The sequence below is a fragment of the Veillonella sp. genome, assembly GCF_032470285.1.
In the GTDB taxonomy this organism is placed as follows: Bacteria; Bacillota; Negativicutes; order Veillonellales; family Veillonellaceae; genus Veillonella.
The window spans coordinates 508,432-533,996 of the sequence record NZ_JAWEKP010000001.1; the positions used below are offsets into that span (position 1 = coordinate 508,432).

The following is a 25,565-nucleotide window of genomic DNA, read 5'->3' on the forward strand; positions in this document are numbered from 1 at the left end:
ATAGTTAAGTAATAACATTGTCTATTGTCCTCCTAAGTTGGCAATGGACGTAAATAAGGGGTACATAACAGATACAACTAATACGGCAACACCGATTCCCATTATGGTTAGTAAAATTGGTTCCAATAATCGTTCTAAACGAGCAATATATTTTGAAAGTATAGATTCATAGTAGTAGCCACAGTGGTTTAACATTTTTACTAATTCACCACTCTCTTCTCCAATGGACACCATTTGCCATATAAAAGCGTTTCCTATTTGACCACTACGTAAGCTTTCTTCCAGTGAGTGTCCTGATAATAATCTTGCTTCCACTTGTTTACTACATTCAACACCATATATATTCCCCCACAAAGGGCGCGTGATATTCATGGTGTGAATGATAGAAATACCAGAATCTAATAAGAGAGCCCAAACTTTTAACATACTTGTATAATACACACAAGTACTCCATTGGTATCGGTGAGCCAACAGCCAAAGCCAACGATGTACTTTACACTTTATACTATGCTGTTTATAAGCAAATGCTAAGGAACCTATTACAACACAATGTATAGCTATTACCATTAGAGGATGCGATTTTAACCCTTGTCCTAATGCAAAAAGAGCTCGCGTCATCAAAGGTAATGTAATATGCATAGTGGTAAATACCTGTTCAAACGAAGGAATAATAAACAAAATGGTAACTAGAAAAAATATATTCATCATTAAAAGAAGAAATAAAGGGTAGGAAATAGCACTCATAACCTTTTGTTTCAGCTGCCTCTCCCAATCATAGTGACAAGATATATATTGTAAACTCTCACCCAAGGTGCCCGCTGCTTCACCACTTTCTAGTAAAGCCAAAGCAATAGGAGGACATCCTTCACTTCGTAAAGCCTGTGATAAAGTCTGACCACGCTCTATGGATTCATATAAAGCTGTATAGAGTAGTCCTCGTTTCCCCTGGCAGAGCAACTGTAAGGCTCGCCGTAACGGAACACCAGATTCAATGAGTAGACCTAATTGATAAGTCACATCTACCACCATAGTATGATTCCATTTATGTTTCTTTCTTTCATCCTGCAACGATATCCTATAAATTCTATAACCATCTCGTTTTAACCGTATTGCAATTTCTTGTTCTGAATCCCCCCACATCAAACCTTTTTCTGTTTCATTTTGATTATTTTTTACGACATATTCATAAGCCTCCATATATTCACCTACGATAATTGTTGATCAAGCAAGGTATGCAATTGTTGTTGGGCTCCATATTGTGCCTTTACATCTCGCACAGCCATTTCTAATGTTTTCATCGGTAGTTGCGTTTCTTGAATAGATATGATTTGTGGTTCCTTACGGGTCCGTATCAAATTTGCTACTGCATGGGTATTTAGCAAAATATCACGAATAGTAATGAACTTTTTATTCCATCGAAGTAAACGCTGACATATAACGGCCCGTAACACTTGAGATATTTGATTGCGTATCTCTTCTTGTTGCTCCCCAGGAAATAGAGAAATCATGCGGTGAACCGCCATCACTGCACGCTGTGTATGCATAGTTGCCATTACAAGGTGACCAGTCTCTGCCGCATGAAGTGCCGCTTCAAGGGTTTCACGATCTCGAAGTTCGCCTACCATAATGACATCCGGATCCTCTCGTAAAGCATCTCGAATACCATCTGACATAGTATTAATATCAGCACCTAATTGTCGTTGATGTATTAAAGACTTTTTAGATACAAACTCAAATTCGATAGGGTCTTCTAAGGTAATAATGTGACGCTCCATAGTCTGATTTATATAATCAATACAACAAGCTAAGGTAAAACTTTTACCACTGCCTGTAGGGCCACAAACAAGCAATAGACCATCATGTGCTTCACATAGCTTTTGTAATAACTGACCTTCACTATTATCATCTAACTTAAGTTGCTGATGACAAAGTAATCGCAATGTACCACATATGGTCTGATTAGCTCGATATAGATGAACACGGATACGCACACCACAACAGGAACAAGCCTCATCAAGAGACTGCCACTCATAGGATGCTATACCGCAACGACGCAATATATCCTCGATTAATTCTGTAGTACACATAAAGGAAGTAGCCCTTAATCCATCACCATGTCGCAAATAGATAGGCTGACCACATTGTAGATGAATATCTGTTGATGATAGTTGTATTGCATTTTCTACAATAGTTTCTAAACTTTCACTCTTACAGCATGAGTCCACAACGATGCACCTCCTCTATAGATGTAACATGCTGAGATACGGCCTTACGAGCAGACTCTTCTAATGACAATAATAAATGTGTTTCTAATTCGTCCCAATGAGCTGAATTAGCTGGTATTTCTAAGTATTCAAATAGAGCAGTCCGTCCCTGATATGATGTACCATCGAATTTTCGTACTAGCCGTTGTGCAATAGCCCCCATTAAAGTAGCCCGTATTAAGTACGGCTCTACGCCCATATCCATGAGTCGCGTTACAACGCCTATAGCTGTATTGGTATGTATAGTAGATAATACGCGATGCCCCGTTAAAGCAGACTTAACGGCTAACTCTGCGGTCTCCTTATCCCTAATTTCACCAATCATAATCGTATCTGGATCTTGCCGTAATACAGAGCGAAGACCTTTGGCAAAGGTAAATCCAATCTTTTCATTAATACCAATTTGTATAGCCCCTTTGATTTCGGCTTCTACAGGATCTTCAAGACAGATAAGCTTAGTTTCGTCTAAATTTAACATGCGAAGCATGGCATATAAAGTAGCTGTCTTACCACTGCCTGTAGGTCCACAGATAAGTAATAATCCATAAGGACGTTTTAATAATTGTTCAATGTGCTCAAAGATATCCGGCTGCATGCCTAATTCTTTTAAGTCTTTATGACTCCCTTCATTTCCCATAAGGCGACATACTAAGGTTTCTCCGTATAGGCTAGGCAATGTAGATACACGCATCGTTACAGACTTATTTTTATGACTCCAAGACCAACGCCCATCTTGTGGTAAACGCTTCTCGCTAATATCTAGAGAGCTACAAACCTTAATACGGTTGATAATGAGTTCAGCTTCTTCAAATGATACAGTCATGTAATGTTGCAGCAGTCCATCTTTTCGCAACCGAACATGAGCACCACTTTTAACGGGATCAAAGTGGATATCGCTCACATGGTGTTCTAAGGCATACAAGATAATATCGTCTAATGTTACGTCTACATACATGGTCACCTCCAATACCTTGCGGTATGTTTTTACCTCACACTAGCGTATGGCGTTATAGGTTTCGACATCAGCCTCTAAATCCCTCTTTTATTTTTAAAAATCCACGAAGCGAAAACTTTTCTATTTTTAGACATACAAAAAAGGCGCCCCAAAGGGCGCCCTTATTGGACTATTAGATATAACGTATCTTATTTTAAGTTATAAAAAACGTCATTACCTTTATATTGAGCTGTTTCGTATAACATTTCTTCAATGCGAAGTAATTGATTATATTTTGCTACACGTTCAGAACGAGCCGGTGCGCCAGTCTTGATTTGACCAGCATTTACAGCTACAGCAATATCAGCAATGAATGTATCTGCAGTTTCACCAGAGCGGTGAGATACTACGCAAGTGTAACCAGCACGTTTAGCAAGTTCCATAGCATCAAAAGCTTCAGTGAGAGTACCGATTTGATTAACTTTTACAAGAATAGAATTACCTACACCAAGCTCAATACCACGAGCCAAACGTTTTGTGTTAGTCACAAATAAATCATCACCAACAAGTTGTACGCGGTCACCAAGGCGGTCTGTCAACAATTTCCAGCCTTCCCAATCTTCTTCAGCAAGACCATCTTCGATGGATACAATTGGGTATTTACCTACTAGGTATTCGTAAAAGTCTACCATTTCAGCAGCTGTTTTAACTTTGCCTTCGCCAGCTAGATTGTATTTACCATCTTCGTAGAATTCAGAAGATGCAGAATCAAGTGCCAATTTGAAATCTTTTCCTGGTTCATAACCAGCAGCTTTAATAGCTTCACAAATTACTTCTAATGCTTCTTCATTAGATGACAAGTTAGGTGCGAAACCACCTTCATCACCTACTGCAGTACTAAGACCTTTATTGTGAAGTACGGATTTCAAAGTATGGTATACTTCTGCACAGCTACGAAGAGCTTCTGCAAAAGATTTAGCGCCTACAGGCATGATCATGAATTCTTGAATATCTACGTTGTTATCTGCATGTGCGCCACCATTCAAGATATTCATCATAGGAACTGGCAACTCTTTAGCATTGAAGCCACCAAGATATACAAATAATGGCAAGTCCAAAGATTCAGCCGCCGCACGAGCTACTGCCATTGATACGCCAAGAATTGCATTTGCACCAAGGTTAGATTTATTGTCTGTACCGTCAAGTTGCAACATCAAGTTATCGATTGCCACTTGTTCTGTAGCGTCATAACCGATAAGTGCAGGACCAATTTTAGCATTTACATTATCGATAGCTTTTAAAACACCTTTACCGGAGTAACGGGATTTATCTCCATCCCGTAATTCTACGGCTTCAAACATACCTGTGGAAGCACCAGATGGAACAGCTGCTGTCGCAATAGTACCATCTTCTAAACATACTTCAACTTCAACTGTTGGATTACCGCGGGAATCTAAAATCTCTCTTGCAATGACTTGTTCAATTACTGCCATTTTTTCACCTCATATAATCTAATGGAATAACTGCCATCTGACAGCCATTATATATATTGAGCTAAACCTTATAGGCTTATAACTCTAATTAACTACTAATATAGTGAAAGCTCCATATTATGCTTTATGTACCAAGCTGTGACCTGTCATAGCTTTTGGTTGTTGTATCCCAGCTAAATCTAATAATGTAGGAGCAATGTCACATAATTTACCAGCTTCTAATGTAGCTGTTTTTAAACTGTCGCTCATTAAAATTAAAGGAACCAAGTTCGTTGTATGTGCCGTATGTACCTTACCTGTTTCATGGTTAACCATAAGCTCTGCATTACCATGATCTGCTGTAACTAACAGATGACCTTTCTTGCTACGAATAGCCTCCACGATACGACCTAAACAAGTATCTACTGCTTGAACCGCTTTAACGGCAGCTTCAAAGCTACCAGTATGACCAACCATATCTGGATTTGCAAAGTTCAAGATGATCATGTCATATGTTTCATCTTGTATTGCTTGTACAACCTTATCGGTCACTTCATAAGCGCTCATTTCTGGTTGTAAATCATAGGTGGCCACTTGAGGGGATTTTACGAGAATGCGGTCCTCCCCTTCAAAGGGTTCCTCTTCACCGCCATTAAAGAAATATGTAACATGAGCATACTTTTCTGTTTCCGCGATGCGCAATTGGCGATAACCACCTGTACTTAGAACTTCACCTAATGTTTCAGATAATGTATCCTTTTGATACACAATATGTACGGGCAAACCATCCTCGTATTTTGTCATAGTTGCCATATATATAGATAGTGGCTCCCGTTTAAAGCCATCAAAATCAGGTAACACTAGTGCCTTTGTAAGTTCACGACCACGGTCTGGGCGGAAGTTACAGAATATAACCGCATCTCCATCTTTGATAGTCCCTGCAGCATCAATCACCGTAGGAAGTACAAACTCATCTGCCGCATCTTTATCATAAGACTGTTGCACTGCTTCACATGCAGATGTAGCTATTTCACCTTGACCATGTACGATGGCATTATATGCCAATTCAACGCGGTCCCAACGATTATCGCGGTCCATTGCATAATAGCGACCACTAACTGTAGCAATTTTACCACAATTGAGATCAGCCATATACGTTTCTAAGTCCTTTAAATAGCCTTGTGCACATTGTGGAGCTACATCACGACCATCGAGCAAAGCATGGACATACACATGCTCGATTCCATTATCATGAGCCCCCTTGATGACTGCCTTAATATGATCTAAGGAGCAATGCACATTGCCATCTGAAACTAGGCCTATAAGATGTAAGCTTTGCTTCTTAGCTACTTCGTATAGTTCCTTCATAACAGGGCGATTATAAAACTCACCAGACTCGACATCTTTAGTAATACGAGTCAAATCTTGATACACTATGCGACCAGAGCCAAGATTTAAATGTCCAACTTCAGAATTTCCCATTTGACCTTCTGGAAGGCCTACCGCAAGCCCTGATGCTTCTAATGTTGTATGTGGATACATATCCCATAATTGATTAAAACAGAGCGGCTTCGCCTGTACTACAGCATTGGTTGTGTCTGATTTATCCCCCAAGCCAAAGCCATCTAGGATGACTAGCATTACGGGAGCCTCTAATTTAGCCATTTGTAACCTCATATTAAGCGCTTACTTGGTTTGCAGCTTTAATAATATCAATAAATTCGTCAACCACAAGGGATGCACCACCTACAAGAGCACCATCAATATTAGGCTCTCCAAGGATTTCTAATGCATTTTCTGATTTAACGCTACCACCATACTGGATGCGTACTGCATCAGCAGTTTCATTATCATATAGAGATTGAATGTAATTGCGGATTTCTTTACATACCTCTTCAGCTTGATCAGCCGTTGCTGTCTTGCCAGTACCGATAGCCCAAATTGGTTCGTACGCAATAATCAATTGACTGACTTGTTCTTTCGGAATATCAGCCAACGCCCCTTCTAGTTGAGATGTAATCCAGTCAAGTGTATGACCTGTTTCACGGTGTTCTAAACTTTCACCAACACAGACAATAGGATTCAAATTATGATGAAATGCACTTTTAATTTTTGCATTGACGGTCTCATCTGTTTCACCATAATATTCACGGCGCTCAGAGTGACCGATGATTACATAATTAACGCCTACCTCTGTAAGCATAAGTGGTGAAATCTCACCAGTAAACGCACCAGCATCATGATAATCCATAGTTTGTGCACCTACTTCCATAGCTGTATTTTTCGTCAATACTACAGCACGTTCGATGGCTGTGAAAGGCGGACATACAACTACATCACAGAACAATTCCATATCTTGTAACACGCTGTTAAACGCTTCGATCAGAATTGATCCAGACGCAATGGTGCCATTCATTTTCCAATTCCCTGCAATAATGAGTTTTCTCATATTATGCCTCAGACAATGCAGCAATACCTGGTAGAATTTTGCCTTCTAAGAACTCTAAAGATGCACCGCCACCTGTGGAGATGTGGCTAATTTTATCTGCTAAGCCACTTTTTTCAATGGCTGCCACAGAGTCGCCACCGCCAACGATAGTCATCGCATCGGATTCAGCTACAGCTTTCGCTACTGCATTCGTACCAGCTGCAAAGTTTTCCATTTCAAATACGCCCATAGGACCATTCCAAATAATAGTCTTCATTGGCGCCAATGCCTCTATATAAAGTTCGCGTGTTTTAGGCCCAATATCTAATATCATCCAGCCGTCTTCGATTTGATCAACGTCTACAATTTTAGTATTAGCATCGTTGCTGAAAGCATCTGCTACTACAGCATCGATAGGTGTTAATAATTTAGCACCTGCTACGCGAGCTTCCATAACAAGGTCTGTAGCGATAGCTTCTTGGCCTTCTTCAAATAAAGAGCTACCAATGTTGCATCCTTGTGCTTTAATGAACGCATTAGCCATGCCACCGCCGATAATCATTACATCCACTTTAGGCAAAAGGTTAGAAATAACAGAAATTTTATCTGTTACTTTTGCACCACCAATGATTGCCGTCATAGGTGTTTTAGGATGTACTACAGCTGCACTTAATGCTTCAATTTCTTTTTTGAGCAAGAAACCTGCTGCCATAGGGATATAATCAGCAATACCGACTACAGATGCCGCATTACGGTGAGATACTCCAAACGCATCATTGATAGCAACATCTGCAAGAGATGCCAATTGCTTAGCAAACTCAGGGTCATTTTTAGTTTCTTCATTGTGGTAACGCAAATTTTCAAGCATCAATACATCGCCAGATTGTAATGCTTTTACAGCTTCTTCAACTTTAGGACCAATGCAGTCATCTACGAATGCTACAGGCTTGTTGATAAGGTCAGATAAATGCTTAGCACATGGTGCCAAAGACATTTCTGGTTTGCGTTCTCCCTTAGGACGACCAAAGTGAGAAGCAAGGATAACCTTTGCCCCTTTTTCGATTAAGTAATTGATAGTAGGTAATGCACTACGAATACGAGTGTCATCAGTGATGACACCGTCTTTCATAGGAACATTAAAATCAACACGAACAAATACTGTTTTATTAGCTACTTGTAAACCTTCAATTGTTTGTTTCATTAAAGCCTCCTGATTATAAGCCTTTGCTTGCTATAAATGCGGCCATGTCGATAAGACGTTCGGAGTAACCCCATTCGTTATCATACCAAGAAACAACTTTTACCATATTGCCATCCATAACCATTGTTAAATCAGCGTCAACAATGGAGCTACGTGGATCGGAGCTAAAGTCACAAGATACTAATGGCACATCAGATACACCTAAGATACCTTTTAATTCGCCAGCAGCTGCTTTGCGGAATGCTTCATTTATTTCTTCTTTAGTAGCAGGTTTTTCAAGTTCGCAAACAAGATCTGTAGCAGATACGTCTGGAGTTGGAACGCGCAATGCGAAGCCATCTAATTTACCTTTTAATTGAGGCAATACTTTAGCAACAGCTTTTGCTGCACCAGTAGTTGTAGGGATGATGGACATAGCAGCTGCACGAGCACGACGAGGGTCTTTATGACGTGCATCAAGAATTTTTTGGTCATTTGTATAGGAATGAATAGTAGTCATCATGCCGCGTTTAATACCGAATTCATCGCATAATACTTTAGCGAATGGAGCCAAACAGTTTGTTGTGCAAGATGCATTGGAGATGATATGGTGTTTTGCAGGATCGTACATATCTTGGTTAACACCCATAACCATAGTTAAGTCTTCATTTTTACCAGGTGCAGAAATCAATACCTTTTTAACTGTAGGTTGTTCTAAATGAACTTTTGCTTCTTCTGCATCGCGATATTTACCTGTACATTCAATTACGATTTCTACGCCTTCTTCAGACCAAGGTAATTTGGAAGCATCGCGGTCATGGAATACGCGGATTTTTTTGCCATCAACATAGATATTTTCTTCGTCGAATGTTACTTCGTTAGGAATTGTACCATGTACGGAGTCGTATTTTAACAATAATGCAGTACCTTCATTATCACCAGTTGCATTAATTGCTACAACCTCAACGTCAGGATTATTAATCGCTGCGCGAACTACACATTTACCAATACGACCAAAACCGTTAATACCAACTTTTACTGCCATTGTTAAATCCTCCTAATAACAAAAATTTTAACCAAATTTCAAACTAAAATTTATAACTACTAATTCGCCTATAAGGCAGAAATTTGTAACAATTGACGCATCCCCTCCGCTGCTTGCTCATCAATTATGAGTATACCTTTTTGACAAGCTCGCATCACACCTATAATAGCATTCGCTTTTTCTTGTCCACCAGCTACAGCAATAACATTGGGAACCTTTACTACATCAGGAAGTGATAAACCAATATTATTAGTAGAATAAATTAACTTACCCTCAATGTCACAATATTGACCAAGTGCTTCACCTACCGCATGATTATCTATCAACTGCTTACGCACATCATCAGCAATATGGCGCTGATCTGCCATGCGCATTGCAGTACCAATACCAAATAATAGTACGTCAGTCCTACTAATGAGATCTCCAATTTCTTTAATTTGCGGTTCACAAGTCATGAGCATATGTAATGAGTCTTGTGAAAGTCCATCAGGTAAATGGAGCATCTTATAGGACCCGCGAAGTCTTTCAGCTAACACAGAAGCGATTACATTAGCTTGATACTCCACTACCTCACCAACGCCACCCCGGGCAGGTACAACAATAGGATTAAATGGTAATACTGGCATCTCTTCAGCTACTGCAGCCATTGTACTGCCACCACTGATGGCAACTACAGAGTCAGGCTCTAATAATTCCTGTAATAGCTTTGCTGCTGCAAAACCTAACTTTTTAACCATCAAGGTTCCTTCAGTAGGAGTGATGATAACCCTATCGATATGAAGTGCTTCAGTCAATCGATGTTCTAGCTCGTTAATACGATCTAGCTCATTTAAAAAATTTCGCAACTTTGGAACAATTGCATGTCCCTCATCAGTGAGAAAAATCCCTGGTTTATAAATGTCTACAAGACCATTAGCACGCATTAACTCAATATGACTTCGTACGGTTCGCTCAGGAAGGTCCGTTGCAGTAGCTAATGTCCTACGGCCTATAGGCTCTTCATAAACAAGGTGGTTTAGTATTTTGTATCGCTCCTTCAATACGCTAACAATTTCAGGAACAATACGTTCACATATCATTAGAAATTCGTTCATCGGGTCCCTCCTTTACCCGTTTGGATTGCATGAATCGTTTTTCGTCCCATGTGAACAAAATCCGTCCCACCTAAAATAAAAAAATACTTTTACACTTGTATTGTATACCTTATGTAAATTTTATTCAACCCTAAATAAGAGAAAACGACATACGTCTTAGATGATTTGTTATTATTTCAAATCTAATAATATGTCGTCATGTCCTCTTATTATATTTTAATATGTCGTTTTACTTTATTGTATTTTATTTTGTACCGAAGATACGGTCACCTGCATCACCTAAGCCAGGCAAGATGTAACCATGATCATTAAGCTTTTCATCAAGTGCTGCTACATAAATAGGTACATCAGGATGTTCTTTATTTACAGCCTCTACACCTTCAGGAGCAGCCACTAAGCACATTAGCTTAATATGCTTAGCTCCTTTTTCTTTTAACAATGTAATAGCTGCTGCTGCACTCCCTCCAGTAGCAAGCATTGGATCAGTTACGATAAAGTCACGTTCGCCTACGTCAGATGGTAGTTTACAGTAGTATTCTACTGGTTTCAAAGTCTCAGGATCACGGTACAAACCGATATGACCAACTTTTGCAGTTGGAATTAAACTAAGCATACCATTTACCATACCTAGACCAGCGCGAAGAATTGGAATAATACCCAATTTTTTACCTGCAATTCGTTTGCCAATCATTTTAGTTAATGGTGTTTCTACCTCCACATCCTCAAGTGGTAAGTTGCGTGTAATTTCATACCCCATCAACATAGTAATTTCATCAAGTAGTTCTCTGAAATCTTTAGAGCCTGTTTGTACGTCACGCATCAATGTAACTTTGTGTTGAATCAATGGATGTGTCATAACATTAACTTTCATGACTGTCCTCCTATAAAACAATATACATATCCCATTCTAGCTATTAACTATCATATTTACTCTATCACAGATTAGAAAATCATGCCATAAAAATATTAAAAGGGATGTGCCGAGGGCACACCCCTTTTATACTACCTATAAACTTATAGGACTATAAATATATAATGTAATTTTAATGTAATCGATTAGTACAATGGATACGCTTCACAAAGTGTAGCGACACGTTTACTAGCTTCTTCATGGACCGATTTATCTTCAGGATTTTTAAGAACCACTGCAATAATATCGGCAATTTCTTCCATATCTTTCACTTGCAAACCACGTGTCGTAAGAGCTGGCGTGCCAAGTCGAATGCCGCTTGTTACAAAGGGGCTAGCTGGATCAAATGGAATTGTATTTTTATTACATGTAATACCTACTTCATCGAGTAAGTGTTCAGCTTCTTTACCAGTTAAACCAGTATTACGAACATCTACAAGCATAACATGAGTATCTGTACCACCAGAAACAATTGTTAAGCCCTTTTCTTGCAATGCTGCAGCCAACGCTTTTGCATTGTCGATGACTTGTTGTGCATATACTTTGAACTCAGGTTGTAAAGCTTCACCAAATGCTACGGCTTTAGCAGCGATAACATGCATCAAAGGACCCCCTTGAATGCCAGGGAAAATGGCTTTATCGATTGCTTTAGCATACTTTTCTTTGCAAAGAATCATACCACCACGAGGACCACGCAATGTTTTATGAGTTGTTGTAGTAACGATATCAGCATATTCTACAGGATTTGGATGTAAACCTGCTGCTACAAGGCCTGCGAAATGAGCCATATCTACCATGAAGATAGCATCAACCTCATGAGCTACATCAGCCATTTTTTTGAAGTCGATTTGACGGCTATAAGCACTACCACCGGCAATAATCAATTTAGGTTTTGCTTCCAAGACAATCTTGCGGAACTCATCGTAATCGATTTGTTGTGTTTCTGCATCTACACCGTAAGGTACTACGTTGAAATATGTACCAGATACGTTAACAGGGGAACCATGAGTTAAGTGACCGCCATGGGACAAGTTCATGCCCACAATAGTATCACCTGGTTGTAATAATGCGAAATACACGCCAAAGTTTGCTTGAGAACCAGAGTGAGGTTGCACGTTAGCATGTTCTGCACCGAACAAGCGTTTTGCACGTTCAATAGCTAATGTTTCAATAACATCAACATTTTCACAACCACCATAATAACGTTTACCAGGATACCCTTCTGCATATTTGTTAGTCAATACGCTACCTTGAGCTTCCATTACTGCTTGAGAAACGAAGTTTTCAGAAGCAATCATTTCCAATTTGTCACGTTGACGTGCCAACTCCTGATTGATAACAGCTTGAATATTAGGGTCTTGTTTTTCTAAGAAACTCATAAGTATCCTCCTCATGTAAATATATGCGTATAAGGTAACGATGTATTACTTCTCTAAGGCTTTAATCTTTTCCACACGGCGTTCATGACGGCCACCTTCAAAATCCGTTGCCATCCAAATAGTAACGATGTCCTTTGCAAGGCCGGGGCCGATAACGCGTTCCCCCATTGTGAGAATATTAGCGTCATTATGTTCACGACATGCATGGGCAGAGAATGTATCATGACAAAGAGCAGCTCGAATACCTGCAATCTTATTTGCTGCAATACCGATACCAATACCAGTACCACAAATCAAAATACCTCTGTCTACTTGACCAGATACAACTGCATTTGCTACAGGTACAGCAATATCAGGATAGTCGCAAGAATCAGCTGTATGACAGCCAAAGTCCTCTACTTCATGTCCCAATGCATTTAACAATTCCTTAACGGATGCCTTTAAATGTAATCCGCCATGATCACAACCGATTGCAACTTTCATAATTTCATCTCCTACGCCTTCTGAGGCACTGATGTAAGACCAGCCTCTACTAAGTGATAAATTTGTTCCGCACATTGATTATATACGGTTTGATCAGATCCATATGGGTCCGTAACATCACCATCTTGACCACCCCACTCGGAAATCGTTTTGATTTTACTTTCCTCAAATGGGAATTGGCGAAGCAGTACAGATTTGTGATCTTTCGTCATACCAATGATAAGATCTGCTGCATTCACGAGTTCCATCGTCAATGGTCTCGATTCATGATCAGAAATATCTGCAATGGAACGGACGGCTTCCACGGCTTGTTCAGTTGGTTTTGCGCCATAAGCGGCAAATAACCCAGCCGATACAGTGGTAACATCCTTATGTTGCTCCGCTGCAAGTGCCCGTGTAATAACTTCAGCCATAGGACTACGGCAAGTGTTACCGGTACACACAAATAAAATATTCATAATAACATCCTTACTTAATCACATTTTGTGATTACTTTATACATTATAGCAAATTCATCCAATATGTAAAGACATATTTCTATTATCAGTGGACATTTTTATGCTAGTAAATTTACTTATAAATGATATGATGGCTCGATGCCTTCTCCATACGATTCATAATAGCAACACCAAAACCGTCATCATCAACACCTTCTGCCAAGATTAGGGTAACATGATTTTCATTAAAATGTAATAGACTTTTGTAAAAGTCATGACCTAATGATAAAGCATCACTATGATGGCCAAAACAATGACATATAAAGCGTGTATCCCCTTTAATCAAATTATACGTTTCATGACTTACCAAACAACCTATGGGACCTTCTACCTCTGCAGAAAGCTCTTTGAAAGTACTTGCTACATCTTCTGGACTGCCTACAACAACTGTCATAGGTGCATCAGGAGCATAATGGGTATACTTCATACCAGGAGCCTTTGGCTTAGTTGTTGCATTAACAAGAGCAGTATCATACTCAACAGTAGACACAACATCTTCTAGCTGTGCTTTTGTAATTCCACCAGGTCTCAATATAATAACCTTATCATCATGAACTTCCACCACAGTAGACTCTACACCAATCGTACATGAACCAGCATCTAAAATATAGGAAATACGGTCCTTCATATCATGATAAACATCTTGTGCCGTTGTGGGACTTGGCCGTCCAGATATATTAGCACTAGGAGCCGCTATAGGTACACCAGCACGCTCTAGTAAAACTCGACAAAGCTCATGATCAGGGCAACGTAAAGCAACACGAGGTAACCCGCCTGTAGCACGATCTGGCACTAAATCTGATTTAGGCAATGTGATTGTCAACGGACCAGGCCAAAACGTATCCATTAATAATTGTGCCGTATTTGAAACCTCTGTTACTAAAGGTTTTATACTTTCACTATTAGGAACATGTAAAATAAGTGGATTATCGGAAGGGCGACCTTTAGCGGTGTAGATTTTATCCATCGCCTCCGGATCTAACCCATTAGCACCTAATCCATATACAGTTTCTGTAGGAATGGACACTAATTCGCCATTACGCAAAGCGCGAGCAAGCATATCTAGTTCTTGATCTGATGGATTTGTAATAATTTGAGTATCCATATTATCCCTCATACACAGCTGTTATAACGCGATTATTTCCACCAAGGTCAGTAATACATCGAATATTAGAATACTGCCCTGTTTCCTCTAATAAAGACTTTACAGCCTCAGCTTGATCAAAACCTATTTCAAAAGCTATACGGCCTTGCGATTTTAAATATATACCGCATGATTTAGTCAAAATACGATAAAAATCAAGTCCATCTTCACCACCAAATAAGGCAATATGAGGCTCATTTAACACGTCCTGAGACAATAATTTAGCATCCCCTGTACAGATATATGGTGGATTCGATACGATGAGGTCAAACTTCTCAGTTTTACCTACCAAACCAGAAAACATATCGGATTCTATAAATTGAACACGATCATTTAAATTAAACCTTTCACAGTTTTCCTCAGCCACTGACAAAGCATCGGTAGATATTTCAAGTCCTACTCCACACGCATTCGGCAAGTAGTGTAATAGACTTAACAATATCGTACCAGGACCCGTACATACATCGAGGACACGCATATCGCTATCTTTTGGATATGTGCCTAGTACATGCTCAATCAAGGTTTCCGTATCAGGTCGTGGAATTAATACCTTATCATTCACTTTAAAGGTCAACCCCATAAAGTCCTTTTCCCCAATGATAGCCGCTACACAATGTCCCTTAGCTCGTTCTTGAACGAGAGGTCTAAAGGCATCGAGTTCATCTTGAATAAGCGGTTGGTCATAATGGGTATATAGATAAATCCGATCTTTACCTAAAACGTGAGAAAGCAGTACTTCCCCATCAAGTCGAGGTGTATCCATCTCCTTGCTTTGAAAGTACTGCTCTGTCCACTGGAGAATACGACCGATTGTCCAAATCTCCTTATGCATTTGTATTGGCCTCCTGCATTTTTGCCGCTTGGTCTGCAGCATTTAAGGCTTGAATAATTTCATCAAGATCGCCATTTAAAATAGCATCTAATTTATATAATGTTAAATTAATACGATGATCTGTGACGCGTCCTTGTGGGTAATTATAGGTGCGAATACGTTCACTACGATCACCTGTACCGACTTGACTCTTACGATCTGCAGCCATACTAGAAATGGCCTCTTGTTCAGCTTGATCCTGTAACTTAGCACGTAATACACGCATAGCTTTTTCACGGTTTTGTAATTGAGATCGTTGATCTTGACACGCTACAACGATACCAGATGGTAAGTGTGTAATACGAACAGCAGACTCAGTTTTATTGATATGCTGACCACCGGCACCACTCGCACGATATGTATCAATTTTTAAATCTTTTTCATTAACTTCAATATCAACATCTTCCATCTCTGGCAATACGGCTACTGTAACTGTAGATGTATGTACACGGCCTTGTGTTTCTGTAGCCGGTACACGTTGTACACGATGTACACCAGATTCAAATTTCATCTTAGAGTATACATTTTCACCATCCACAGAGAAAATAACCTCTTTAAAGCCACCAAGCTCTGGTTCATTAGCATCGATAATCTCACAACGCCAGCCTTGGCTTTCCGCATATTTTGTGTACATGCGGAACAAGTCGCCTGCAAATAATGCAGCTTCATCACCGCCAGCGCCCCCGCGAATTTCGATGATAATATTTTTATCATCATTAGGATCCTTAGGCAATAATAGAACTTGCAACTTTTCTTCCAATTCCTCTTTTTGAGGTTTTAAGTCTTTCAATTCCTCTTGAGCCATTTCTCGGAATTCTTCGTCCATGGATTTATCTTCAATAACTTCCATAGCTTCATCAATACCAGATAAAACTTTTTTGTAAGTACGGAACGTTTCAACGGTTTCAGATAATTGAGCATGTTGACGGGTCAATTTACGCCATTCATCTTGGCGAGCAATGACCTCTGGGTCACTAATACGCTGCTCAAGATCCATAAATTTATCTTCAATAACTTGTAATTTATCAACTAACATGTTTATTCCTCTTCATATGCGTCACTCTCAGGCGGACGGACCTCTTCTAAAGCTCGTATAGCAACTTCAATTTGATCATCTTCTGGTTCACGCGTTGTCATATATTGTAACGCAAGACCTGGTTTAATAAGAGCTTTTACAAAAGAATGATCGCTACGTCCAGCAAGACGAATTACCTCGTACGCAATACCAGCTACTACAGGCATAAGGAGTACGCGGCTCACGATACGTTCCAACAAATTGGGCCAACCCAAGAAAGCAAATACAAAGATACTAACTACCATAACAATAAGTAAGAAGTTTGTACCACATCGTGCATGCAATCGACTTTGTTGACGAACATTTTCTACAGTAAGCGGCAAATCTAATTCATAGGTATGAATCGTTTTATGCTCTGCCCCATGATATTGGAAAACTCGTTGAATATCCTTCGTAAGACCAATCCCCCAAATATAAAGTAAGAAAAGTACTAAACGAATGACACCTTCAATGAGATTTAATACTATATGATTATCCTGTACACCAGGAATGAATTTTACGATAAATGTAGGCAATGCCAAAAACACAGCTATCGCAAACAGTGTAGAAATGACCATGGTAATGGCGATTTCACTATTAGACATTTCTTCCTCTTCATCGCCAGCAGCCTTAGCAGAGAAGGATAAAGCCTTCATGCCTATCACTAGAGATTCATAGAGAGCTACACAGCCACGAAGAAATGGTTTTTTCAATATTAGATATGTGTCAGCAATGGACTTTGTAGCCTCTTTTTGAACTACAATAGTTCCCGCAGGCTCACGTACGGCAGTTGCCGTATAGCCAGGGCCTCTCATCATGACACCTTCGATCACAGCCTGTCCTCCGACAAACTTTTTTATACGTTCTCTGTTCACAAGATCTCCTCTCATAAACAAATATAGGCAGAGCCAACAGCCCTGCCAATACATGTTACATTACAAAACAAATTATTTGCCGTAACGTTTGTTAAATTGTTCAATACGACCACGAGCTTGAGCCGCACGTTGTTGACCAGTGAAGAACGGATGGCATTTGGAGCAAACGTCTACACGAAGGTCTTCTTTTACAGAGCCAGTTTTGAATGTGTTGCCACAACCGCAAGTTACTGTAGCTTCTTTATAGTCTGGATGAATACCTTGTTTCATTCTATACACCTCTTTCCAGCAATCAATATTATTCTTATAGATTATAGCATGACACCTGCACAAATGCAAGTAACCAATACTATTCCTTGGACGCTTGCTTTTCTTCAATAGCCTCAGCTAAAATAGCTTCCAAGTCACTTTCGTTGAGGATGTCACGCAATGCAATAATCTCCTCTAAAGAAAGGGTAATACCTTTTTTCATGCTTGTATATTCACTATCCCAAGCACGAAGATCAAACTTAGGATTGTATTTTCCCCAACTAGTACATGTTAATTGTTTTTTCCAACCATCTTTATCTTCAGATAAAGTACCAATAACCTTGAAGATTTCAAAATTAATAACTGCCATAGGTCCTCCTTTCTTACATATTCATATGCTATGTTTCGTATCTACTATATTTAGTAGTTTATATTTTTTAGGATACGATATATTTTAAACCAAAATTATATGATTTACAATTCTTTTTTATAGTCACTATAATCTTCAATATCAATAGAAGCTGTAGGTGGCATAACTTGTGCACCTAATGAATCTACGGTCTCTTTCCAACTCCTTGTAGCCTCCGTAACAGCCTTGATATATGCCTCGTCAGCAGCCTGTACAGATTTAATTAGTTGGGCTTCATCCTTTACATCTAATACGCGACGACGTACGCTACTAAGCATATAGCCAAAGGATTCATCTGTTTGAACGAGCATGGAGATTTCTTGAATCAATGTTTGACCCGTAGTGCTGCAGAAATAGGCATACCACATATATGCTAATTCAGCATCTGGGAACATCCAGTAAATATCATCTACAGGCGCTTCTGTCGTAATATCTACATCAATATGATCAGTATGACGTTTAAAAGTAAGAAAATAAGCTCCACTTTCAATAAGAGCAGTGCGACCTAATTCAGATACACGGCTATCAATGCAATAAATACCATCTTGACCTAAGGCTACGTCCGTTTGACCGCCGGGCAATAAAATAGAACGCAAGGACAAGCCATAATTTAATACCGTAAATACTGGCAATTGCGCAAATACGCCATGAGGTAATGGAATATAATTAATTGTTTTCCACTCATCCCCTACACGTTCACGAAGACCAACACGCATTTTTTTTACATCGTATTTACCATATACGATTTCATAAGCCCCTAATGGAGTCCATTCTCGTATAGCTTCTACTCGTTTTTGGTTCAAGAAAAATTGCAACGCCATATTATTTAAGCCCAATTGATTTTGTGCCATTGTAGCAGGTAAGAATAATTGAGCAGTCCCTTCTGGAACCAAGTTATGTAGTCCGTTAGCGACCTCTTCTACAATATCTTCAGAGGATTGGAACATACCAACTGTGCCTGTAAAGATATGGTCAAAATAGCTACGATGAGGCCATTGATTAATGATTTGAGCCATCGGATATAAACGTGTCAAAATGCTATAGCACACGGGAGATGCCGTATACAGAACGACTTTTTTATCTTCATAAGATTGAAGAATCTCTTCAACCATGCCTGCATATTCTTCTACATAAGCATACAGAACCAGTTCTCCCATTTTACTATGAGCTTCGATACTTTCACGAACAGGAGTTTCCCAAATTGTGCCTACATCTAGACCTTCTAAAATGCCTGTGTCACTAATAAAATCAAACAATTCCACTCTAAAGGATGGCCCATAAAGAGCTTGGAATGTATTCAAATCATATGGTACAGGACCAAAGGATTCTACTGTGGATTTTTCTGCTAACGCATATAAATCATCTGCCGTTACACCCCACTCACGGGAGCTAGCATTACTAGAAATCAATTGATCTAGCACTTTAAAACGCATTAACTCATTTACAATATCAATTCCCTCAATACCATGATTAGCACAAAGGGCAATAAATTCTTCGTTATTTACTTTCATATTAAACCTTTCCGGCTGAAGGACATAGATGATTTAAAAAACATTCATTACACAAAGGCTTACGAGCCTTACACACTCTACGGCCATGATAGATTAACCAGTGGTGTGCAGCAGCCCAATCCTTTTTTGGAATTGCCTTTTGTAACTTTTGTTCCATCTCTTCTGGCGTCTTAGCAATACCTAATTTTAATCGGTTAGACACGCGAAATACATGTGTATCTACCGCAATGGCTGGTGTACCAAATAAAACGGATACCACAACATTTGCTGTTTTACGCCCCACACCAGGCAATTCAACGAGTTGATCAAACTCACGAGGCACCTCTCCATGATATTGTTCAACTAAAATTTGACAAGTAGCAATTAAGTTTTTTGCCTTGGACTTATAAAGGCCGCAATCTTTAATGAGAGTCTCTAACTTAGTAACTCCGATTTCAAGCATCTTTGCAGGATGATTAAGTTCTGGGAACAGTCGTTTAGTAACAATATTAACCCGTTCATCCGTACATTGTGCAGACAAAACTACAGCAACTAATAATTCAAATTCATTTGTATACTCAAGGGCAGGTTTTGCATCAAAATAATGCTCTTGTAACAGTTTCAACTGCTCTGCCTTTATCGCTTTTGTTACACGCATACAGTTCTCCTTTCTCACCTGTGAAAGTACAGACGCGTACATCTTATATCTTACCATACGTATTCATTAAGTTCTATGTTATAATAAAACATGCTATTCTAATATAGAATACAGGAGGCGCATATGAGTCATATTAACGATACATTAAAACGAATAAATGAACTAGCTGCAAAGAAAAAATCTGGACAAAAATTAACCCCAGAGGAATTAGCAGAAAAAAAAGAATTATACGAAATCTACTTAAGCTTCATTCGTGGTCAAATTACAAGCACCTTGGATCGCGTCGAATTTGTAGACCCAGAAACAGGTGAAAGAACCGCTCCTAAACGAGCTCTTGAAAACTTGGCCAAAGAAGCTGATCAAAACATTAAAGAACATAAGGATATTCATTAAAACATAAAAAATCTATAAAAAGCGTACACATCAATGACTGAATGACATCTCCCAAATTATAGCCAGTATTTTGGGTGCAAATTGGTCTGTTCATAAATGTGTACGCTTTTTTATTATGTTTGTAATTAACTAATTAGATTACTTATTAACTTTACATTAATTCTATTGAGGACCTTCACCAGCAATGATGCGTTGAGCATCATCAGCAGATAAATCATAATGTAAGAATGTTTTGTAGAATTCTTGAGTTTCTTTTACAAGATCAACATCGCTGAACAATTCAGGGTGAATTAATTTTGCAGCCCATAAAATTTGTAATGCAGATTCAGCACTGTAACGATCCCAGTTGAAAGTACCTACAGGATTGCTGTAAATACGACCGTTTTGTACTGCTTTAAGGCTTGCCCATTGTGGATCATTCTTAATCGCTTCAATACCTTTGCGTGATTGTGTACCACCAATAATGATAATATCAGGGTTAGCTTTAACGATTTCTTCCATTGTTACAGTAATTTGAGAACCTTTAGTAGTGATGGCATTTTTACCACCAGCGTAACGAATCCATTCGTTGATAATTGTTTTGTCCCCATCAACCTTTAATAAGTTGTCTCCACCTACAATATGTAATACAGATGGACGGTTAGCATCATCAATACTTTTTGTTCTATCTTCAGCAAATTTAATTTTACCATCTAAGTAAGCTAGGTATTGTTTTGCCATTTCAGGGGCTTTATCACCTAATACTTCAGCTGTAATATTAATAACTTTACGCAATCCATCATAGTCTTGGAAGTTTACACGAACTGCTGGAATCCCTGCATTACGCGCCATTTCAATTTGATTCTTATTACTTGCTAATACAACTTGAGGTTTTAATTTTTGGATTTCTTCCATTTGTACATCAGTACCTTTTACAGGTGCTGGAATTTCTTTAATGCGTGGGTACACTTGAGCGAACCAAGGCAAGCCTTGAACAGAAGTTGTGGTAGACACTAATTTATCCGCCCCACCAAGCATCAATACAACTTGATTATTGGCATGCCATAAATCGGCAACCTTTGTTATATCTTTAGGAATTGTTACATCTGTTCCATCGATATCCTTTACTACACGCGTAGCAGATTGATTACCTTGTGATGCATTCTCTGTGCCACATCCAGCTAACATGAATAGAGCCGTCATAAGGGCTAATAAAAATACAATAATACGCTTCATACTTACATTCCTTTCTGACCTAATTGAGGGATAACACATACAGTACGATTAACTGTATCGCTATAGAATAAGCTTAGCTTAGTCTTATAAATCTCCTCGAGCGCTTCTAAGGTCACATCACTAACAGAATCATAAAAATCTATAGATCCACCACGACATAAACCAACACGGCTATTTAACAGCAACGCCTGTTCCGGTAAATGTGTAGTGAAAATAATAGCATATCCTTGGGCGCGTAATTGATCAATTGTTTCTAAAACAATAACCTGATTACGTATATCTAAAGCAGATGTAGGCTCATCCATAAGTAATAAGCGTGTATCTTGTAACAAGGCACGACCTATAGCAACTAATTGCCGTTGACCACCACTTAAATCACGGCATGGTTTGTCCTTTAACGCCGTAATACCAAGCATGTCCATAATAGAATCAGTTTTTTCAAATTCTTCTTTACCTGGAGATGAGAACATACCGGTTCGCAAGGTAGCACCAAAGGAAATATAATCTCGTACCGTATAAGCTATATCAGCCCCTATAATCTGTGGTACAAAAGCAATTAACTTAGCCCGTTCCTTGATTGATGCAGTCATTAAGTCTACACCACTACAATAAATATGTCCTTGTTGAACATGATTAAAGCACATTAAACAGCTTAATAAGGTAGATTTGCCTACCCCATTCCTACCTAGTAACGCCAATGCATCACCAGCTTTTACAGAGAAGGATAAATTACTAAAAATATTGGGTTGGTTCTTATCATAGGCAAATGATATAGAATCAACGACGAGTTCAAATGAATCCATTAGAAGTACCTCCGTTGTTTATATAATACCCATGCAAAGAACGGTGTCCCAATAAAACCACATAAAATCCCAAGTGGAATCTCTGCAGTTGTTAAGGAATGAGCAAATAAATCAGCAATCATCAAAAAAGAAGCACTCACTAAAATCGTAGCGGGAATTAATTTTTTATGATCATTACCTACTAACATTCTAGATAAATGTGGTATAACAAGACCAACCCAGCCGATAGTACCGCTAAGACATACTGCTGCAGCTGTTAGAAGCGTAGAAATACCGATGATAACAAGTCGTTCTCGATTTACATTTACCCCTAAGCTTTGAGCCTCTTGATCAGAAAGAGACAAAATATTAAGTCTCCATCTTAAAGCTAACACTGCAATTGTACAAATAATAATGATTGGCAATACATATAGCAAATTATCCCACGTAACCTTTGCTAAGCTTCCCAACTGCCAATAAACAATATCTTGCAACTCCGTATCAGGATCCGCAATATATTTAAGCAAACCGATTATAGCAGCCATAAATCCGGAAACGATAATACCACATAATACCAAAACAATACGCGATTGATTCTGAATCAATTTAGGCAATAACAAGGTTAAACAAACCGCCAAAATACCACCCATAAAGGCTAGTATGGCAACACCATATAACGATAAATGCAATAATATACCTATACATGCACCCACACTAGCGCCATGTGACACACCTAATAAATCTGGAGATACTAAATCGTTACGGAATACCCCTTGGTAGGCGGCACCAGAAACGGCTAATGCAATACCTACAGCAATAGCCCCTAATACGCGAGGTAGTCTAATTTCCATTACTACATTATACATAGATGCATCCCATGTTATAGGTAGTACTAGAAATTTGGAAGATAAGATATTCATCACTTCATTTATGGGAATAAAGAAACGGCCTATCACGAGAGAGGCCAAAAAAATACCAATACATATAACTAAAGTTATAAACATTGTTCTTACATATTGTTGCATAAAATACCTCAACAAACAAAAACTTCATATATGCTACCTTTAACTATACAAGATTTTACATATTAAGAATAATTAGTTTTAATGATATATGTATAGAAAAAAGCCACTTGATATATGGATCAAGCAGCTTTTAGTATAAGTTTTACTTATCGATTATAATTTACCAAGACGTTTCATAGCAGTATAAATTTTTCCTGCGAGTCCTGTCATTTGTTTTTTAGGAATACCACAGGCAGCTATACGAATACCATTTGCTAATGCAATTATATAAATATGTTCTTTCTTCAACTCTTCACAGATAGCATTTGCAGAGTCTGTAGGGATTGTAATAAAAAAACCACCACGGTAAGGTAACATGGGAAGACCCACTTGGGCTGCTTCTTGTTTAAAGATATCAGCACGATCGCGAATTAATTGATAATAGCAATTACGTTCAGCTTCATATTCCTTAAACTTAGCTGGATCAGCCACAATATTAGCCATTGTACGCATTGCGGGACGACAAATATTGGACCATGTGGCACGACTTGTAGATTTGTTAACTTCGAAAAACTCATCAGCTATTTCTTCATCGTCAGAGATCCCAATCATCGCACCAACGCGCTGACCATACATAGTGAATCCTTTAGATAAGCTATAACACACACAGGTGAGTATTTCTTTTGGCAAATGACTAAATTTATTGAAGAACGCACGTACCTCATCTTTTTCACCAGAGTAATCAAGATATGCTACATCAATACCAATAATCACATTATTTCGACCAATAGCAACTAAATCCTTCAGAAAATTAAGGATAGAATCCCAATCTTTATCCTCAATAGAATAGCCGGTTGGGTTATTACCAGGTGTATTAAAGATAACAACCACATTTGTTTGTTTAGCCGCCAATTCGTTTACACGATTTTGGAATGCCTCATGATTAAAGTTATTATGTTCATCAAATAAGGAATACGTAACTAGTGTACGTCCAGTATCACTACAAATAACACGGTATGCACCCCAGTACCAATCCGCTGTTAATACTTCATCACCAGGCTCCGTATAGTTATGAATCAAATGATGAATACCACCAGTGCCACCTGCGGTAGCAATGCTACGAATATGACCTTCTGGGCGGAAATTTCCAAAACATTCTTTTTCTGCAGCACACAAAAAATCTGGAATACCCGCAATTGGTGCATAACCAACATGTTCAGAATCCGAAAGACTCAAATATTCTTCTTTAACGGTCTTAAGAAAAACTAAGTTTCCCTCTTCATCATGAATAGCACCCAAAGTACCATTTACAACATTCTCACGGCCATTTTCTTTAGCATCAGCTTGAGCTTGACCAGCAGTTACGAAGATCACGTCTTTTAATTTTTTTCCTTTTGCATGCTTTGCAGCAACACTTGTCATAACTAGCACCATCCTATCTGAAATGAATATTACATATTTATCATACCTAAACTAATTTAAATATACAACGTATATTCAGTAAATATATTGTATACATAGAAGATTTAACTAACTATTAGTAACTCAACACTTATTAAATATATATAGAATATATTAAGTACCTTATTTAAGAAAAATAATTAAGAAATATACAATAAAACAGTAAATATATAAAAAAAAGGGGCTGTAACAGAATACGGTTTTACCGCATTCTAGTTGCAGTCCCTTTAAAATATAAGAAACACCAAGAAAATTAGATTTGTAAAATCGTATG

At 38.6% G+C, this 25,565-nt stretch carries 26 protein-coding genes; 1 reads left to right on the forward strand and 25 read right to left on the reverse strand.

The annotated features are described in order from the left end of the window. Positions 1-21: 21 nt before the first annotated feature. From E7B10_RS02430 to nth, 21 genes are all read right to left on the reverse strand, one after another. Positions 22-1,197, reverse strand: coding sequence for a type II secretion system F family protein (locus E7B10_RS02430; protein ID WP_195213166.1), 1,176 nt, complete (start codon positions 1,195-1,197; stop codon positions 22-24). A gap of 8 nt (positions 1,198-1,205) precedes the next feature. After that, positions 1,206-2,225 carry a type IV pilus twitching motility protein PilT gene (locus E7B10_RS02435; RefSeq protein ID WP_004697309.1) on the reverse strand — a complete coding sequence of 340 codons (1,020 nt, stop codon included), beginning with the start codon at positions 2,223-2,225 and terminating at the stop codon, positions 1,206-1,208. After that, complete coding sequence (locus E7B10_RS02440; RefSeq protein ID WP_174892267.1) at positions 2,209-3,219, reverse strand: GspE/PulE family protein; 1,011 nt, start codon at positions 3,217-3,219, stop codon at positions 2,209-2,211. Before E7B10_RS02440 ends, E7B10_RS02435 begins: the two co-directional genes overlap by 17 nt. Before the next feature lie 188 nt (positions 3,220-3,407). After that, positions 3,408-4,691 carry a phosphopyruvate hydratase gene (eno, locus tag E7B10_RS02445; RefSeq protein ID WP_120055285.1) on the reverse strand — a complete coding sequence of 428 codons (1,284 nt, stop codon included), beginning with the start codon at positions 4,689-4,691 and terminating at the stop codon, positions 3,408-3,410. 117 nt (positions 4,692-4,808) lie between these two features. Continuing rightward, positions 4,809-6,335 (reverse strand): 2,3-bisphosphoglycerate-independent phosphoglycerate mutase, encoded by a 1,527-nt coding sequence (gene gpmI / locus E7B10_RS02450; protein ID WP_278451658.1) that lies wholly within the window; start codon positions 6,333-6,335, stop codon positions 4,809-4,811. A 13-nt stretch (positions 6,336-6,348) separates the two neighbouring features. Then, positions 6,349-7,119: a triose-phosphate isomerase gene (gene tpiA / locus E7B10_RS02455; protein WP_278451659.1), complete on the reverse strand. Its 771-nt coding sequence runs from the start codon at positions 7,117-7,119 to the stop codon at positions 6,349-6,351. A 1-nt stretch (position 7,120) separates the two neighbouring features. Then, a complete protein-coding gene (locus tag E7B10_RS02460; protein ID WP_316055459.1) occupies positions 7,121-8,299 on the reverse strand; it encodes a phosphoglycerate kinase in 1,179 nt (392 codons plus the stop codon). A gap of 13 nt (positions 8,300-8,312) precedes the next feature. After that, a complete protein-coding gene (gene gap, locus E7B10_RS02465; RefSeq protein WP_278451661.1) occupies positions 8,313-9,323 on the reverse strand; it encodes a type I glyceraldehyde-3-phosphate dehydrogenase in 1,011 nt (336 codons plus the stop codon). 68 nt (positions 9,324-9,391) lie between these two features. Next, positions 9,392-10,417 (reverse strand): sugar-binding transcriptional regulator, encoded by a 1,026-nt coding sequence (locus E7B10_RS02470; RefSeq protein ID WP_012864497.1) that lies wholly within the window; start codon positions 10,415-10,417, stop codon positions 9,392-9,394. Positions 10,418-10,661: 244 nt separating this feature from the next. Continuing rightward, positions 10,662-11,288, reverse strand: coding sequence for a uracil phosphoribosyltransferase (gene upp / locus E7B10_RS02475; RefSeq protein WP_004696164.1), 627 nt, complete (start codon positions 11,286-11,288; stop codon positions 10,662-10,664). Between the two features lie 185 nt (positions 11,289-11,473). Beyond that, complete coding sequence (gene glyA / locus E7B10_RS02480; RefSeq protein WP_004696166.1) at positions 11,474-12,706, reverse strand: serine hydroxymethyltransferase; 1,233 nt, start codon at positions 12,704-12,706, stop codon at positions 11,474-11,476. A 45-nt stretch (positions 12,707-12,751) separates the two neighbouring features. Continuing rightward, positions 12,752-13,189: a ribose 5-phosphate isomerase B gene (gene rpiB, locus E7B10_RS02485; RefSeq protein ID WP_278451662.1), complete on the reverse strand. Its 438-nt coding sequence runs from the start codon at positions 13,187-13,189 to the stop codon at positions 12,752-12,754. A gap of 11 nt (positions 13,190-13,200) precedes the next feature. Next, positions 13,201-13,647 carry a low molecular weight protein arginine phosphatase gene (locus tag E7B10_RS02490; protein WP_278451663.1) on the reverse strand — a complete coding sequence of 149 codons (447 nt, stop codon included), beginning with the start codon at positions 13,645-13,647 and terminating at the stop codon, positions 13,201-13,203. Between the two features lie 112 nt (positions 13,648-13,759). Beyond that, positions 13,760-14,791: an L-threonylcarbamoyladenylate synthase gene (locus E7B10_RS02495; protein WP_278451664.1), complete on the reverse strand. Its 1,032-nt coding sequence runs from the start codon at positions 14,789-14,791 to the stop codon at positions 13,760-13,762. A 1-nt stretch (position 14,792) separates the two neighbouring features. Then, positions 14,793-15,662, reverse strand: coding sequence for a peptide chain release factor N(5)-glutamine methyltransferase (gene prmC / locus E7B10_RS02500; RefSeq protein ID WP_278451665.1), 870 nt, complete (start codon positions 15,660-15,662; stop codon positions 14,793-14,795). Further along, on the reverse strand, positions 15,655-16,737 hold the full coding sequence (gene prfA, locus E7B10_RS02505) for a peptide chain release factor 1 (RefSeq protein ID WP_004696177.1): 1,083 nt from the start codon (positions 16,735-16,737) through the stop codon (positions 15,655-15,657). Before prfA ends, prmC begins: the two co-directional genes overlap by 8 nt. Positions 16,738-16,739: 2 nt before the next feature. Further along, positions 16,740-17,645 carry a DUF1385 domain-containing protein gene (locus E7B10_RS02510; protein ID WP_278451765.1) on the reverse strand — a complete coding sequence of 302 codons (906 nt, stop codon included), beginning with the start codon at positions 17,643-17,645 and terminating at the stop codon, positions 16,740-16,742. A gap of 57 nt (positions 17,646-17,702) precedes the next feature. Next, on the reverse strand, positions 17,703-17,900 hold the full coding sequence (gene rpmE / locus E7B10_RS02515; protein WP_004696185.1) for a 50S ribosomal protein L31: 198 nt from the start codon (positions 17,898-17,900) through the stop codon (positions 17,703-17,705). 79 nt (positions 17,901-17,979) lie between these two features. Beyond that, positions 17,980-18,249 (reverse strand): YdbC family protein, encoded by a 270-nt coding sequence (locus E7B10_RS02520; protein ID WP_287508977.1) that lies wholly within the window; start codon positions 18,247-18,249, stop codon positions 17,980-17,982. 104 nt (positions 18,250-18,353) lie between these two features. Next, positions 18,354-19,799 (reverse strand): hypothetical protein, encoded by a 1,446-nt coding sequence (locus E7B10_RS02525; RefSeq protein WP_287508976.1) that lies wholly within the window; start codon positions 19,797-19,799, stop codon positions 18,354-18,356. Between the two features lies 1 nt (position 19,800). Then, entirely contained in the window at positions 19,801-20,436 is a 636-nt protein-coding gene (gene nth / locus E7B10_RS02530; protein ID WP_287508975.1) for an endonuclease III, read from the reverse strand. 123 nt (positions 20,437-20,559) lie between these two features. Here nth and E7B10_RS02535 point away from each other — a divergent pair, with 123 nt between their 5' ends. Further along, positions 20,560-20,829 (forward strand): DUF896 domain-containing protein, encoded by a 270-nt coding sequence (locus E7B10_RS02535; protein WP_287501703.1) that lies wholly within the window; start codon positions 20,560-20,562, stop codon positions 20,827-20,829. Between the two features lie 162 nt (positions 20,830-20,991). Here the strand turns inward: E7B10_RS02535 and E7B10_RS02540 are convergent, their stop codons facing one another. The 4 genes from E7B10_RS02540 to E7B10_RS02555 form a co-directional block, all read right to left on the reverse strand. Further along, complete coding sequence (locus E7B10_RS02540) at positions 20,992-22,044, reverse strand: ABC transporter substrate-binding protein (RefSeq protein ID WP_287508974.1); 1,053 nt, start codon at positions 22,042-22,044, stop codon at positions 20,992-20,994. Positions 22,045-22,046: 2 nt separating this feature from the next. Further along, a complete protein-coding gene (locus E7B10_RS02545) occupies positions 22,047-22,847 on the reverse strand; it encodes an ABC transporter ATP-binding protein (protein ID WP_024061904.1) in 801 nt (266 codons plus the stop codon). Next, on the reverse strand, positions 22,847-23,851 hold the full coding sequence (locus E7B10_RS02550) for an iron ABC transporter permease (protein ID WP_316055460.1): 1,005 nt from the start codon (positions 23,849-23,851) through the stop codon (positions 22,847-22,849). The genes E7B10_RS02545 and E7B10_RS02550 overlap by 1 nt, the downstream gene beginning before the upstream one ends. A 153-nt stretch (positions 23,852-24,004) precedes the next feature. Next, positions 24,005-25,252, reverse strand: a complete 1,248-nt coding sequence (locus E7B10_RS02555) for an aminotransferase class I/II-fold pyridoxal phosphate-dependent enzyme (RefSeq protein WP_024061906.1) — start codon at positions 25,250-25,252, stop codon at positions 24,005-24,007. Positions 25,253-25,565 lie beyond the last annotated feature (313 nt).

Excerpts from the sequence above, each read along its gene's own strand:
- upp (WP_004696164.1), bottom strand. The coding sequence starts at position 11,288 with ATGAAAGTTAATGTTATGACACATCCATTGATTCAACACAAAGTTACA.
- glyA (WP_004696166.1), bottom strand. The coding sequence starts at position 12,706 with ATGAGTTTCTTAGAAAAACAAGACCCTAATATTCAAGCTGTTATCAAT.
- E7B10_RS02525 (WP_287508976.1), bottom strand. The coding sequence starts at position 19,799 with ATGAAAGTAAATAACGAAGAATTTATTGCCCTTTGTGCTAATCATGGT.
- E7B10_RS02495 (WP_278451664.1), bottom strand. The coding sequence starts at position 14,791 with ATGGATACTCAAATTATTACAAATCCATCAGATCAAGAACTAGATATG.
- E7B10_RS02540 (WP_287508974.1), bottom strand. The coding sequence starts at position 22,044 with ATGAAGCGTATTATTGTATTTTTATTAGCCCTTATGACGGCTCTATTC.
- gpmI (WP_278451658.1), bottom strand. The coding sequence starts at position 6,335 with ATGGCTAAATTAGAGGCTCCCGTAATGCTAGTCATCCTAGATGGCTTT.
- prmC (WP_278451665.1), bottom strand. The coding sequence starts at position 15,662 with ATGCATAAGGAGATTTGGACAATCGGTCGTATTCTCCAGTGGACAGAG.
- rpmE (WP_004696185.1), bottom strand. The coding sequence starts at position 17,900 with ATGAAACAAGGTATTCATCCAGACTATAAAGAAGCTACAGTAACTTGC.
- E7B10_RS02430 (WP_195213166.1), bottom strand. The coding sequence starts at position 1,197 with ATGGAGGCTTATGAATATGTCGTAAAAAATAATCAAAATGAAACAGAA.
- rpiB (WP_278451662.1), bottom strand. The coding sequence starts at position 13,189 with ATGAAAGTTGCAATCGGTTGTGATCATGGCGGATTACATTTAAAGGCA.
- gap (WP_278451661.1), bottom strand. The coding sequence starts at position 9,323 with ATGGCAGTAAAAGTTGGTATTAACGGTTTTGGTCGTATTGGTAAATGT.
- E7B10_RS02470 (WP_012864497.1), bottom strand. The coding sequence starts at position 10,417 with ATGAACGAATTTCTAATGATATGTGAACGTATTGTTCCTGAAATTGTT.
- eno (WP_120055285.1), bottom strand. The coding sequence starts at position 4,691 with ATGGCAGTAATTGAACAAGTCATTGCAAGAGAGATTTTAGATTCCCGC.
- tpiA (WP_278451659.1), bottom strand. The coding sequence starts at position 7,119 with ATGAGAAAACTCATTATTGCAGGGAATTGGAAAATGAATGGCACCATT.
- E7B10_RS02545 (WP_024061904.1), bottom strand. The coding sequence starts at position 22,847 with ATGGATTCATTTGAACTCGTCGTTGATTCTATATCATTTGCCTATGAT.
- E7B10_RS02440 (WP_174892267.1), bottom strand. The coding sequence starts at position 3,219 with ATGTATGTAGACGTAACATTAGACGATATTATCTTGTATGCCTTAGAA.
- E7B10_RS02520 (WP_287508977.1), bottom strand. The coding sequence starts at position 18,249 with ATGGCAGTTATTAATTTTGAAATCTTCAAGGTTATTGGTACTTTATCT.
- E7B10_RS02550 (WP_316055460.1), bottom strand. The coding sequence starts at position 23,851 with ATGCAACAATATGTAAGAACAATGTTTATAACTTTAGTTATATGTATT.
- nth (WP_287508975.1), bottom strand. The coding sequence starts at position 20,436 with ATGCGTGTAACAAAAGCGATAAAGGCAGAGCAGTTGAAACTGTTACAA.
- E7B10_RS02460 (WP_316055459.1), bottom strand. The coding sequence starts at position 8,299 with ATGAAACAAACAATTGAAGGTTTACAAGTAGCTAATAAAACAGTATTT.
- E7B10_RS02555 (WP_024061906.1), bottom strand. The coding sequence starts at position 25,252 with ATGACAAGTGTTGCTGCAAAGCATGCAAAAGGAAAAAAATTAAAAGAC.
- E7B10_RS02490 (WP_278451663.1), bottom strand. The coding sequence starts at position 13,647 with ATGAATATTTTATTTGTGTGTACCGGTAACACTTGCCGTAGTCCTATG.
- E7B10_RS02535 (WP_287501703.1), top strand. The coding sequence starts at position 20,560 with ATGAGTCATATTAACGATACATTAAAACGAATAAATGAACTAGCTGCA.
- E7B10_RS02510 (WP_278451765.1), bottom strand. The coding sequence starts at position 17,645 with ATGAGAGGAGATCTTGTGAACAGAGAACGTATAAAAAAGTTTGTCGGA.
- prfA (WP_004696177.1), bottom strand. The coding sequence starts at position 16,737 with ATGTTAGTTGATAAATTACAAGTTATTGAAGATAAATTTATGGATCTT.